Annotated in this window: 11 protein-coding genes; 2 read left to right on the top strand and 9 right to left on the bottom strand. The window is 48.4% G+C overall.

The genetic code is table 11. From position 1 onward, the window contains the following. Positions 1-174: 174 nt before the first annotated feature. Positions 175-1350 (top strand): hypothetical protein, encoded by a 1176-nt coding sequence (locus tag ACOYW2_RS07955; RefSeq protein WP_482770044.1) that lies wholly within the window; start codon positions 175-177, stop codon positions 1348-1350. Between the two features lie 247 nt (positions 1351-1597). Here ACOYW2_RS07955 and ACOYW2_RS07950 read toward each other — a convergent pair whose 3' ends face one another. Next, entirely contained in the window at positions 1598-2254 is a 657-nt protein-coding gene (locus ACOYW2_RS07950) for a hypothetical protein (RefSeq protein ID WP_482770043.1), read from the bottom strand. 656 nt (positions 2255-2910) lie between these two features. Here ACOYW2_RS07950 and ACOYW2_RS07945 point away from each other — a divergent pair. Then, the gene (locus tag ACOYW2_RS07945) at positions 2911-3732 is read left to right on the top strand and encodes a 5'-methylthioadenosine/S-adenosylhomocysteine nucleosidase (RefSeq protein WP_482770042.1); all 822 of its coding nucleotides are present in this window, start codon (positions 2911-2913) and stop codon (positions 3730-3732) included. Between the two features lie 166 nt (positions 3733-3898). On the opposite strand, the gene ACOYW2_RS07940 is transcribed toward ACOYW2_RS07945, so the two are convergent. The 8 genes from ACOYW2_RS07940 to ACOYW2_RS07905 form a co-directional block, all read right to left on the bottom strand. Further along, complete coding sequence (locus tag ACOYW2_RS07940; protein ID WP_180140911.1) at positions 3899-4873, bottom strand: pentapeptide repeat-containing protein; 975 nt, start codon at positions 4871-4873, stop codon at positions 3899-3901. 64 nt (positions 4874-4937) lie between these two features. Beyond that, entirely contained in the window at positions 4938-7979 is a 3042-nt protein-coding gene (locus ACOYW2_RS07935) for a metallophosphoesterase (protein WP_482770041.1), read from the bottom strand. 29 nt (positions 7980-8008) lie between these two features. After that, positions 8009-8644 carry a DUF4150 domain-containing protein gene (locus ACOYW2_RS07930; RefSeq protein ID WP_482770040.1) on the bottom strand — a complete coding sequence of 212 codons (636 nt, stop codon included), beginning with the start codon at positions 8642-8644 and terminating at the stop codon, positions 8009-8011. 2 nt (positions 8645-8646) lie between these two features. Further along, on the bottom strand, positions 8647-9285 hold the full coding sequence (locus tag ACOYW2_RS07925) for a beta-ketoacyl synthase N-terminal-like domain-containing protein (protein WP_482770039.1): 639 nt from the start codon (positions 9283-9285) through the stop codon (positions 8647-8649). Continuing rightward, positions 9285-9722 carry a hypothetical protein gene (locus ACOYW2_RS07920; RefSeq protein WP_482770038.1) on the bottom strand — a complete coding sequence of 146 codons (438 nt, stop codon included), beginning with the start codon at positions 9720-9722 and terminating at the stop codon, positions 9285-9287. Before ACOYW2_RS07920 ends, ACOYW2_RS07925 begins: the two co-directional genes overlap by 1 nt. An 18-nt stretch (positions 9723-9740) precedes the next feature. Then, positions 9741-10733, bottom strand: a complete 993-nt coding sequence (locus ACOYW2_RS07915) for a DUF2169 family type VI secretion system accessory protein (protein ID WP_482770037.1) — start codon at positions 10731-10733, stop codon at positions 9741-9743. A gap of 413 nt (positions 10734-11146) precedes the next feature. Further along, positions 11147-11650 carry a DUF6484 domain-containing protein gene (locus tag ACOYW2_RS07910; RefSeq protein ID WP_482770036.1) on the bottom strand — a complete coding sequence of 168 codons (504 nt, stop codon included), beginning with the start codon at positions 11648-11650 and terminating at the stop codon, positions 11147-11149. 11 nt (positions 11651-11661) lie between these two features. Further along, positions 11662-12321, bottom strand: a complete 660-nt coding sequence (locus ACOYW2_RS07905; RefSeq protein ID WP_482770035.1) for a hypothetical protein — start codon at positions 12319-12321, stop codon at positions 11662-11664. Positions 12322-12712 lie beyond the last annotated feature (391 nt).

Below are 12712 nucleotides of genomic sequence, written 5' to 3'. Positions count from 1 at the left end.
TTATTGATTGTGCCATGGCCTCAGCAGCATACCCCGGGTGTTTTCGCCCGTAAACCTTAGAAATACCAGAATCAAGGACAGGTCTGACACCATCAACCAAAGGAGAGTAAGTGTATGCGTCACGTAATTGCCGTATTTTTTGTGTGTTTGTTTATGGCTCAAAGCGCCTTTTCCATGGGTTCGCTCACCACGTGGCAGGACCGGTACGCCCAAAAAAACGCCGCGACATTAGAGGACGGGCTCTGCGGCTGGAACGTGCTATCCGAAGATTACCGGCAACCCCATGTGCTGGACGGACTCTCCCTTGAATGGGACTATTTCAGCATCCACGATAAAGACGGGAAATTTACCGGTGTCGTGGCCTATCTTGTGGCTGACCCGGAAGGCCACCTGGGCGACCCGGACTATGTCTTTGAGCCCAACCTCATGCCTTCAGGGGCAAACATGGCGTGCTTCGGCAAAGTGGGAAAAACCGGTGCCCGGTATGCCGACTATGTCAATTTCGGACTCGATTTCGAAGCGGGCACCTCGGAGCGATCATTTTTCGCGGAAAAGCCTGGGGAAGAGATATTCGGGAAGATGGTGCCCATGCGAAAGGGAGACGGCAAACCGGACAGGTTGATTCTTTCGGGCAAAACCGAGCACTTTGAGTGGGAACTTGAAGTCAGCCAGATTTGGGCCGGGGAAAAGGCGCCGGAGGGATTCTCCTACCCCGATTACCATGCACTCAAGGACAGGACCTGGGAAGTTGGGAATGACCTCCACCTAAAGCTTGAGCGAACGGAGCACTGGACCGTCAACATGAACTGGCCATCCACCAAAGTCGACGGCTGGATCACGGACCTGACAACCGGCGAGCGCATGCAGATAGACGGACACGGCTACCGGGAAAACTCATTTGGCAGGTGGGCCTTTGCCCTGGGTGGCTGGGACTTCTTTTTCATGTCCGACCTGAAAAACAAGGTCCAGTTCGGCTTCCAGACCTATCACCATGGCACCGAGGACCTCGATTACCTGGATGTGGACTTTCTGGATAACGGAACGCCTAAAAGCGTTAGGTTCCGGGCAGACCGCGGGGAGCTGGGCTGGCACCACGCATCCTGGACCTGGAGTCCTGAGGTGTTTCAATGCAGGCCCCTTGCATCCCTCCACGATTATCGGGATCAATGTAGCAGGCACCACGGTGGACTATGTGGACATTGGAGACAATTTTGCGAGCCTTCTCTCCAACGTCACCTGGGTAACAGGTGCCTACCAGATAACCACCATGTTCCCCATGTTTTCAGGGGCCGTCACCCGCACGGGGACAGGAGACGTCGTCGCCGAATTTTTCGGCCGGGGAGGCGGTGAATTTTCCCTGCTGAAAAGCCCGGTAGAAAAGAGTGATTCCTGGTGCAACCGGTGCATGAACACCTATAACCGGGACATCGGATACAAATAAAGGATATTTTGAGATAACGGGCAAGCCGGCATGGGCATCTGAAGCCGGCTTGCCTCAATCATCCCCACAAGACCTATAGTGCAACCCTGGTTGCTGTGCTCTCCTGCCAGGGAGAAGCCCAAAGCCAGCCCACGACCTGAAGGAGAAAGGTGGCATCTACCCCGCCACCATCAGCCCGAGGCCGGAAAAAACGGACAGGATCACAAATACAGGGATGACCATGGGAAGCGGTGAGTTCGTGCCCTTGCTGTTTTCCAGCAACATAAAAAGCAAAAGCCCGCTGAGGCAGACAAGGAGCCCGGCAACGGGAGGAGAACAGAACATCAAAACCACCCCCAAACCAAGCCCATACACGATGGCACATATCCCCATGAGAACCCCGACACCTGCCAGGAGAAGATCGGACCTGCTTGACACAACAATGTAAAACGCACCGCAAAAAACGTAGATTGCTGACACCCCATAGGCACTCACCAAGAAAAACGAGGATACAGGGTTGGCCCCTGCAAAAAGCGTAACCCCGTCCAGCGGGTTCTCACCCCTTACCCACAGGGCCGTCCCCACTCCCAGCCCCACGGCACACACATACTCAAGAAGATTCTTCAGCATGGCCCTTTTGATACCTGTAATTTGGCAGCACCCCCGCTCTTCTAACTGGTCACCTCTGTCTTCAGAAAAATATATGCCCACGTCAAGCAATAGCTTGTCGCAGAAACCACAGCCACAGATTCCCGGCAGGCTGTGCCTGATTTCAGAGCCACGGCCTGCAGGACAAAGGCCCCCAACACGACAAAGAGAAGCCTCTTGCACCATGACGGGAACCAGTAGCCGACCCATCTGGCCAGGCACATGCCGTAAAGATAAAAGAGGACCCACGATAAACCAACGTGAATACCAAACAGAAGCAGTCCATAACCGACATGGTCATACGCCGTCATTGCCATCCCCTCGGTCTCCCATGGGTTGAAAAAAGTAACACCATCACCTCGCCTCCAGCCACGCGACCTGCTCAAGCAAAAAATTGAGTTTGCCCGTTGAGATGATTTCCGCTGGGCGTAGCACGCTCCCTGTGCGATAGGGAAAAAAACGCTGCGGGCTGTTTTTCTTCAGGTGCCGGGAGGAGGATGGCTGCCATGCCCATAGAGCCAACCCTTCCAGACGGAAGCAACTCCTCCCCCGGCCCTCGCCACATGAACGCTAACCCGGATATTTCATGAGAAAACGCCCAAAGCGAAGAAACAGACTATCATTATGGGAGGTTATCGCGAAAAACTGAGGCATCTCAAAACCGCAAAAAGCGCCCATTCAACTTCCCGCTCACTTTCTCACCCTTCGGGCGAGTCGAGTGCACCCATCTTCTGCTTTATCAGAGCCTTGAGATAAACAACTACATCTGCAACTCTGATGCTTTGAATATGGGTACACTCGACTCGTGAAATATCCGGGCTAAAACACGAAAGAAGTACGTCATGACCAAACGAGTATCCGCGCTGCTGGCCGCCATCCTGCTGGCCATTTTTGTTATCGGGGGCAATCACCCATGCGCCGCCGCAGAGATGCGCCCCATCGTCATCCAGGGCGCCATGGATGTTGAAACGCAGTTTATGATCGAGAAACTCACCGATGTTGAGGAGATCACCATCGGCGGATGGCGGTTTTTCAAGGGAGCCCTCGAAGGCCGCCCCGTGGTCGTTGCCAAGACCGAGGTCGGCATGACCAACGCCGCGGCATCCACCGTGCTCGCCATTGAGCGATTCAACCCGTCTGCCATCATCAACCAGGGCACCTCCGGCGGCCACGCCCCTGAGCTGCACCGCCACGACATTGTCTTAGGAAAAACAGCCGTGAACTTCGGAAACTTCAGAACGGAACACGGGGACGCCGGAAAGGGTGTGAAGCCCGAAAAATGGCTCCCCATGACCCTCACCGTCAATGTGAAGGGAGAAGCAAAAGAGTTCACCGGTTTTAAGGGGGATGCCCACCTGTTGGAGGTCGCCGAAAAAACCTCTGCAGCCTACAAACACGGCAAGGTCGTCACAGGCGTTATCGGCTCCGCCGACCAGTGGAACCGCGAGCTCGACCGCATCGCCTGGATCCATGCCACCTACAAGACCTCCGCGGAAGAGATGGAAACCGCTTCCGCAGCCCAGGTCGCCGAAGCCTACGGCATCCCCTTCCTGGGCATCCGAATCCTCTCCAACTCCGAACTCCACGACGAAGGGTTCGATCCCAAGGCAGGCATCTACTGCCAGGAATTTGTGCTGGATGTTGTGAGACGCCTCAACCAGTAAAGTACAATGCCCCGGCTGCCAGGCGGGGCATCATAAGCATGATGTTTCCAAAGCACTTCAGCCTGCACTATTCTTATGAGACGTCAATTACCCTGACACAGAAATGTAAATGTCACTTTTTTCACAAGGCAAAAAGCATTCCAAAACAAAAGCACTCCATAATTACTTACTCAATTGGGAGAGATTTACCCTCGTATATTGTATCATCAAGTATTATTGTAGGATTATCCATAAACGTTAGCTTCTTGAATGATGTGCCATCTAATTTTGTATCTTTCAAAATTATCTTCCGTATAATTACGGAATTTGAGAAATCTGCTTCTGTCAAATCACAATGACCTAAATTCAATCCACTCAAATTGGAATTAGAAAAATTAGCACCTTTTAAATAAGCACTCTGTGCATCAAGAAGTTCAATATTCGAATTTGAAAAATCAGCGTTTTCCAAGTCAGCATCAAGCATAGAAACTCCGTACATATTACAATTACTGAAATTTATATCTTTTGCTTTCGCATCCAAAAAATCAGGATCGCTGAAAAGCCTCCCCTTAAATTTTGAGCCTGAAAAATTTGTTCGGATAAGAGTTGAATCACTAAAAGATGAACTCTCGACTATAGAACCCTGGACAATTGAATCCGTTAAATCTGATCCGATAAAATTGGTGTCGTTGATTACAATATTCAGAATTTTACTGTTCATGATTTTACAATCCTGAACTTCCGATTTAATAAAAACACCATCGTCAATCATTATTCCGATTAAATTCGATCTACCCAGTGTGGTTTTTTCAAATTGAATTTTATTGAATATTGATTCATGAAGATCAGCGTGCTTCATCTTACAATCCTCAAAAAAAACGGTACTAAATCGAGATTTTATAATCTTAACCTCGCTCATTTGACAGGCATTAAAAAAAGTATGGTCCAATGTCGCGCCGGAAAGGTCCGCTTTCTCCAAATTGCATTTTTTAAAAACAGTTTTCGTTAAATTTGAACCTTTAAGATTAGCTCCTGTCAAGATTGCTTCTTTTATTATCATTCCTCTTAAATCTGAATAAGAAAGATCAACCTCTTCACCTTTATAGGTCTCATTGAATTTTTTCTCACTTACCCTTAATATTTTTAAAGCATCGTTATCCATATTCTCTCCTCGGGTGCACGAAACGGTCAAAAAAAGCATTAAAACTATAAGAATTAGTTCTTTTTTAATATCCACAGACATCGTTATCCTTCCTTTTCTCAAAATCAGGAATGATCCTAAATTCCAATAGCATGCCCCTAAAATCATCTTTTATATACTCCTGATATTGCGGATTATAGGTTTTCTCAAACTTTTCTGCCAACCATTCTTTCGATGCTTCAAAAGCATTATTTGTTTTTATTTTTGCATATTCTTTGACATCTTCAAATCTCTGTTTCCCAATATTGATCTCACGATCCCAAAAATCTAACTCATTGAATGAATATCTTACAAATGCAAAATCGCTTTCATGTGTTGCAGCATTTTTCAATTTTCTAAAACATTTCTTTCCAATTTCCTGAACAACCCTTTTTTCATAAATATTATCAAAAACACTTTCCTGAACGAATTTAAAAAACTTATTTGAATATTCTTTTGAAACAAGTTGAACCGCACTATCACCGGGCAAAACACCTGTTTTGAAGGTAATATACTTTACCCTTGATGGAAATTCCATATATCCATAATAAGTAAAGGGTTCTGTACTAATAATCTGAATGGGTTTTTCTGTCTCATCCCAATCACTAAATTCTTCATAGCTATTGATATCTTCCAGTTTCATATCATCGATAAATATCTTCTGTTCCTCACACATCACTGCTTTTCTGGGTTTGTTTTTTTTATCATCAGTCACAACAGATTGGATTTTCAGTTTTCCAGTATCATCAAAAATTAGTAGGTTTCCACCAGGCCTATGTCTCTTGGCAGGTTTTCTGACCATATCACCTGCTTGCATATGACAATGAGGACACTCATTTGAGTTTATTGCTTCTTTTTTAGAATCATCTTGCCCAGAATAAAGCTGCTTTGTGTGTAACTCTTTTAGAGAAAAATCCCGTTCACAGTAGAACCCTGTGTTGTACTTATTTTCCTTAAAGCAAGCACAAATCATGGGGGCACCCGGTAGGTATTTAGGAAACGGACCACCGCTGGAGGTCACCATAGCAATATGTTCCGGTTCGATAAACTCTGTTCTGATCCTTTCTCCTGCAGCAAGTACAGTTGCATGGTCCTTTTTCTTTTCACCAACTTTCATCACTAAATTTCTGTGACTATGCCCTCCTACAGCGATATGAAGCTTGCCATTTTCAACATCTTTTATCACTTCATCTCGACGGTAATCGAACGTTCCGTAGCACAGTTCAGGTTCTTTCCACGAATAATCATTATTGATCTCTCCTACCGTCACATTGTCTTTAGGACATATTACTGTAGCATGAGTAAATAACATCCTTACCGCTGCAGGACGATTAATCCATGATTTGTAAATAGTAAAATTCTTAACAAGAAAGGGCATTTTCTTTTTTCTATAAGGGTCTGTCAGTTCAACTTCATTTCCATCTTCATCCTCGACTTTTACCGTTATGACATTACCCTGTTTGTCTTTATATTGTAGGGGCTTTTCATACTCATTTTTTTCTCGAAACAAATTGGCTGCGTGATGAAGTGAGCCTGGATGCCTTAAAGGGACTTTTTTACCGACCAAATTTTTAGTCACATCGTCAATACCCCCAATACGTGAAATATTTGCTCCCTCCCCCCAGTCAACCATAAACATGCTTTGATCTCCGTAGTCGATTACATAGTCTGGGAATGGGTTAATAAAGAACGTATACCACTCAACACATTTTGATGATGTTTTACTATTAAATACAAATTCTTTATTGTCATTATATCCTTTCCCGAAGCAAAGGGCATTTTCATATCGGGTTAGGTTCATATCATACACCCCATTCCAAGTAAGACCGAAAACCGGCCATGGAGCCATCGCATGCTTCACGTAGTCATGGTTACCCAACATTGTAAATATCGGTTTTCCATGTTTGGTATAAAGTTCAACAAGAAGCTTGTAAAAAAGAAACCAATTCCGATCTTCCAAATGATTCTCGTTATCTAAGGAAAACCATTCAGCCTTCAGTTCTTCCCAAACTTTAGATGGTGTTTTATCCTTATCTGAGAAAGTTTGATCTGTGTGGATGCCCTTATTAAAATCAATCAAGTCGCCTGTTACGACTAAGGCATCAGCCTTGCTTAGTAGCTTGCCACTGATACTCGTAAACGACTGGTTAAAATTCGCCACAAGATTTTTTATTGGCTGATAAAGTTCATCATTTTCCACAACCCGCTTATCATCTTTAATTCTAACCTGGCAGTTCTCTTTGACCTCAATAACACTTGCGACAGACTTGCTATAGAGTTCCATTCGAGTATCGAGATGAATATCGGTAATGTGGCCTATAGAAAGTCGATTTTTCTTTGAAATATATACTGGGTGATATAGCTTAACTAGTACATCCTGTGCTTCCGCCACATCACCTCCAAATTCTGAAAGTCTGGTTTTAACTTCTTTTTTTTCTTTTTTAAGAAGGTCTTTATACCATCCAGTTTCAATTTCCATCAAACTGGGTTTACCCTTAGACTTTTCATAAAGTTCTTTTTCGAGCCAAATGAAATTCAAAAGTTTTCCGGTGTTCCCCACCGTGCAGCAACCCGGTTCATACTTTAGATTAACTGCTATTTTATAAAGATACATATACCCTTCCTTTTTGTACATTTCCAGGACCCAGGGGAAGGCATTCATGTGCGCTAATTGAATTTGAAAGTTATCACTTTCAATATTTTCTACATTAATTCGATTATCAGCATTAAAATATGCTTCGGATATTCGTATTAAACTGGTACTGTTCTTTGAATCTTGCAGACTCAAAAAATATTTTTTGTATAGATCGAGCATTTTATACCTCGACCTATCTCCAATAGTTGAATTTTGCTTCTTATCCCCATGAAGCATTCCCCATTCCACATATCGAAGATGAAATGCTACTTCAGCCAAACATAAACCATTATTTTTACATGCTACGACCATCTCAACCCATGCATTATCTCCTTCAATCTTAACTAAGGAAGGACACCCCAAGGACGGATATAATATTTTTGCATCACAGGGCTCATGAGAAACTATATACTTCTGATTATTTTTAATATTTACATTTTTTTCTATAGCCATTCCTTAGTCCCCCTACAACATGTGACCTATTATTCTTTTTCTTTCAAATCCATGTTGGGATTTTTTACAAACAGCTTCACGGTTTCCTTTTCTGAAAGGTGAACTATCTGCCCTATAGACTGAGTCACCAAAACACCTTTTTCGCCGTCAATCTCCACATCAAGCTCAAGTCCTTCCATGGGTTCCCCAAAGGGGTCGAGAAAACGCATTTCCACCTTCCCCTGTTCCGGTATCACCGGTGTCTCATCCATAATCTCCTGCACAAGGGGAGCCTGCATCAACGGGGCAGGAGGGGTGTTTTTGTTGTTGTGAATCATGGTGTCAAAGGCTCGTGCCACACCGTTTCCTTCCACCTGGACATCGAATGAAGAGCTGGTGAACTCCGCCTGCTTCTGGATGGTGCCGGATGCCGTTCCTTTCTTGTCTCCAGCCTCGTCGCCGATGCTTTTTTTGAAATTTGACTTGGCGTGCCCCAGAGGATTACCATCGGCTTTGACCGTTTGAGCACCGCCGTCAAGATCAGACGACATGGCTGTGTTTGCGTATGGAATGGGCACCACCACCGGACCGATCTGTGTGCGGCATATGTCCGGCGAAGCAACCGATGTGCCGCCGCTGCCCTTATGAACCACCGTTCGACCATTTGCACCTACCGTAACGCCCATCGTCAATCCCCCATGTTGAATGTCATGAAAAGAGCCCCCCTCTCACCGGAGTCCGATGAAGAGAGAACCAGACACCGGCAATCGGTGTTGCCAAACCCGCCCCGGGCCATGGTGCGAGAAGCAAGACACATGGAAACCAGGGCTGAAGCGGCCCCTGTGTCTCCGATATTCCGAGCGGGGCAGAGGATCTCTTTCTCCCCGTCCATCCGGCTGAAAACCCGCGCATGCATCATGGACATCTCATCGAAACGGTAAGGTTCTCCGTTCAGATCGGTCATGATCGCCCTGACATCCACGGGCCCGTCATCATCCTGCGGCAACAGAGTGAAAACGGTATCGGACAGCCCGGAACCAGCGTGTCTCCCTTCAAGGCAATGGTCTGACTCAAACCCGACGCCCACACCCTCTAAAATCCCCTGGATCGCCGCCTGTCGCTTCTCGGCCCGGGTAAGCCCTTCCAAAAGTACGACCGCTGAGGCCTCTCCAGGGATCAATCCATCCGAATTGATCTCGGTTTTCAGCCGCTTCATCCGGTTCAACCGGGACAGGTTGGCAAAACCAAGAAGAGAATCTGCTCCGGCCACAAGGGCCTGTTCACACTGGCCAGCCTCAATTGTTTCTGCTGCACGTTCCAACGCCATCAGGCCCGCGGCGTTGCCAGTGGAGGTATAACCTCTTCCCACACGTGAAAGCGTTCCTTGTTTCTCGCGAAAAAATCGTCCATGGTCTCGTCGGGGAACAGATCCCTCTCTTTTCCGGGAAGAGCGAGGAACAAAGGAACGGCATCTGATTCGCAAAGCCCGGCGTTATCCGCGATATCTTCCAAGGCATCACCCAGCAGCCTGCAAATTCGGTCTTCGGTCTCGTCCACATCCCCATCAAAGACCGGGTGACCCGTCACCAGTCCGTCTTCCCAGTCGTCATAGCCTCCGGGTGACTCAGCATAAAAATTCTGCAGTTTTACAGGGCGTTTCAGGCCCGCACGGATAGACGAGCAGGCGGTCTTCACGTCATGGCCCACCGAGGTGACCATGCCAAGACCCGTAATGGCTATGGAATTGGAGCTGTTATCCGTCATGGCTGACTGTCACTTGTTTCAAATGCTGTCAGGCTGATCCCGGTCTGGAAAAACAGATCTCCATACAATGGAAAACCTGTTTGCGTCCGGCTCGATCAAAAGGGTATCGAGCCGCACATCGGGTTTGTATGTCTGATCACGGAGGATAAATGCCGATGTGAGATTGATACCCGGAAGGTTAAACTGAATTTTTTCGTTATCCGGGTGAAGATTAATAAGGGTCACGGTCTCATCCCCGGCAATCCACTCTTCAAGTGCGAGATCGGAAGAGCCTGTGTTGTAAAACCCGGGGTCAAAATCCTCAGGCAAAAGGGGCATGCGCCGCCGTTCCCACTCCTCGTCATAGGTTCCGCACCGGGATCCCCTGGGCTCCCAGTGGGGTGACACAAACCCGTATCCTGCAGGGGACGGTTTGTCTTTCCATGCCTGTATCGAACGATTCGCCCACTCAAGGTTCGGCAACGGATGACCGTCCAATGTTTTTTTTGTCCTTGCCATTCGAAACCCCGTGCCAACGGGATTTTCCAGGCAATGCCCCTGCTTTTTTGTCTTCTTGTGCGACGTGTCGGCACCACCGAAGGCTCTCTCATAGACAAGGGGCATTTTAAGGAAAGGCAAAGGGGAGGTTTTGGTGACGACTCCCAGCCGATAACGCCAGGCACGATCTCCGTACACGCGCACACGCTTTTGATGCGGTCCAACCATCAAAGCGGTATCGAGCTTGCGGACCGCTTTTTTCCCGGGTGCATAGGCATGCCCGTTCAGCACAATATCCGTGCCTTTTTTTTCCGGGACAAGATCTGAGGCGTACCGAAGGCTGCTGAGCCCCGGCTTTCCGTAATACTCATCGGCATAGCACAAGGGAAGCTGGTCGGGAGCATCCTGCACAAAGCCCTGTTCGTCATACAGAAAAGTCCCCTTGATGATGGCAACCGCCTGGCGGGTTCCGTGCTGATCACGAAGGACAAAGGTTTCTGCAGCATAGGGCGTTTTGTTGTGTAAGAGATGCATGGAAAAACAAGCCTTTTATGGTCAACGTCAGGTCTCAAAACGGAGTGTTCAACATTGCCTCCGGCGGCCCTGCCGGGGGCCAAGCTTTTGAAAAGCTTGACAAACAGGTTTTAAAATTTCCCAACACCTTTGGAAACAGTCCGGTTTAAGCAAAATAGTCAACGAGTTACGATAACGAATCTAGCCCTTGAAGGCTTGTCGCATCGCTCGTACAAACCACCAGCATATGTTTCGGTCGAAGCCCGAGCCGAAAGGCCGTTGCAATGTGGCCCGATGAACGAGGCACACATTGCAACGGCAGTCAGCTTTCGAGGTGTTTTCGATAGTGTGGCTTCGCCACCCTCGCCGCCGGAGGCAGGCTTTTCCTTGCACTTTAACCATAGAAGGCAAGCTGAATCGATACTCCTGAACCTTTAATTCAACTCAACACTGCCACCTTTGATCTTATTGGTACCCGAGGCCCTGGAAACAATCTCCCTGCCGCGAATCACAATGCGGCCCTCTTTTTTAATGGAAATGCTGCCCTCTCCGCATCTCAGCACCATCTCCTTGTCGGCTTCGACCACCGTACGCCCATTGCAGGAGGGATCTTCCATGGAGGAGGGCCGGCTATCCGCCTTCCCATCCAGGCAGACAAGGGTTTCCAAGACGTTTTCAAGGACGCCGACCACGATGGGCTTGTCTGCCCTGCCACCGTCAAACACCAGAAGCACTTCTCGCCCCACGAAGGAGTCCGACAAAAGCTCCAAGCGACTGATCCCTGAAAGCAACCTCGCCGGATACGGCCCCTCCCCGTCATAGGTTACAAGAATCTCACCCGGGTTTTTCGAGGATTCAATCCGCCCCGTCCTGGGATGGAGCAGAGCAAGGGTCCCCTCGTCGGCTATGTTCTTGTTCTGCCCGGATGGCTTAGTCATGACGGCCCTCTTTATTGCGCATGGCATGGTTCCATGATGTTTCCCCCGACATACCATTCACCCGCTTCAAACCTGTCGGTGGCTGCCTGGCTCCACGCTTTGTATTTATCCAGTGCATTCAACTGGGCTTCGACAGGCATGCGGAGATCAAAGGAAAAGTCCACCGCGTAACGAATGGCGAGCTCTTCATAGGCTGCCTCGCGAACCCTTGCAGGAACCGACTCAGAGCCAAGGTTTTCGATCAGGCATTCAGGGGAGAACAGCCTGCCGTTTCGATACCGTCTGGACGAATCAAACCGCTCCCCGTGTTCCTGCACCCAGGAATTCCACTCTGCGGCCTGCCTGGACAGCCTCGTCACTGTCTCACCCGGCTCTTTACCGGGAGGCCAGAGCGCCTCCCCCCGTGCAAGCTTCTCTTTTTCGGCGTCAAACAAAAGATCTTCATCAACGGCCTCCGGGATAAAGACCGTTTCGTACAACGGGGCCCCTGTCACCAGATAAAGGGAAAGAGATGCCGCCTCGGCGTGGTCCTCATGGTCAAGCGCCCGGACCATAAATGGAATCGCTGTGACATCACCCAACAGGCCCATGGCAAAAAGAACATCGTTATCAACCGGCATTGTCTTCAGCAGATCTAGGGCCTGCTTGTCTCCGCAAAGCCCACAGCACATGGGCACTCCTAGCAGCATCGATTCATCAACCGCCTGCCCGGAACGGGCTCGGATAAGGGACACAGGGAATCGGTATACCCCTTCCCCACCCTTTCCAAAGCAGTCCGCGTTCAAAAGATGCCGTGGGGGTTTAAGGGGCACAAACTCCCTGAAAATGGTTGCCTTGGTTTCCTCGTCAAGGCTTTCGCTGCCCAGCAATCCCCAAAGTTCGCCAGCCCACCCCTGGCACCTGCGATAACCCGCAAGGCGCGATGCCACCCGTGCTTGGGAAGCGTTAACGGGACTACTTTTCAACAGCAGCTTGAGACAATCCTCTTCGTCGCTTTTTCCAAGATCAACGCACAAAGCGTCGGAAATGGCTTGAAGACGGGCTGTGTCCGATTCATCCACA

It is taken from the genome of Desulfoluna sp. CLI2B, assembly GCF_056847375.1.
This window is presented reverse-complemented; position numbering and strand designations above follow the sequence as displayed.

Bases quoted from the DNA above. Each gene is read 5' to 3' on its own strand.
- ACOYW2_RS07925 (WP_482770039.1), bottom strand. From the start codon at position 9,285: ATGGCGTTGGAACGTGCAGCAGAAACAATTGAGGCTGGCCAGTGTGAA.
- ACOYW2_RS07915 (WP_482770037.1), bottom strand. From the start codon at position 10,733: ATGCATCTCTTACACAACAAAACGCCCTATGCTGCAGAAACCTTTGTC.
- ACOYW2_RS07935 (WP_482770041.1), bottom strand. From the start codon at position 7,979: ATGGCTATAGAAAAAAATGTAAATATTAAAAATAATCAGAAGTATATA.
- ACOYW2_RS07910 (WP_482770036.1), bottom strand. From the start codon at position 11,650: ATGACTAAGCCATCCGGGCAGAACAAGAACATAGCCGACGAGGGGACC.
- ACOYW2_RS07950 (WP_482770043.1), bottom strand. From the start codon at position 2,254: ATGGTGCAAGAGGCTTCTCTTTGTCGTGTTGGGGGCCTTTGTCCTGCA.
- ACOYW2_RS07940 (WP_180140911.1), bottom strand. From the start codon at position 4,873: ATGGATAACGATGCTTTAAAAATATTAAGGGTAAGTGAGAAAAAATTC.
- ACOYW2_RS07930 (WP_482770040.1), bottom strand. From the start codon at position 8,644: ATGGGCGTTACGGTAGGTGCAAATGGTCGAACGGTGGTTCATAAGGGC.
- ACOYW2_RS07920 (WP_482770038.1), bottom strand. From the start codon at position 9,722: ATGACGGATAACAGCTCCAATTCCATAGCCATTACGGGTCTTGGCATG.
- ACOYW2_RS07945 (WP_482770042.1), top strand. From the start codon at position 2,911: ATGACCAAACGAGTATCCGCGCTGCTGGCCGCCATCCTGCTGGCCATT.
- ACOYW2_RS07905 (WP_482770035.1), bottom strand. From the start codon at position 12,321: ATGTGCTGTGGGCTTTGCGGAGACAAGCAGGCCCTAGATCTGCTGAAG.
- ACOYW2_RS07955 (WP_482770044.1), top strand. From the start codon at position 175: ATGGGTTCGCTCACCACGTGGCAGGACCGGTACGCCCAAAAAAACGCC.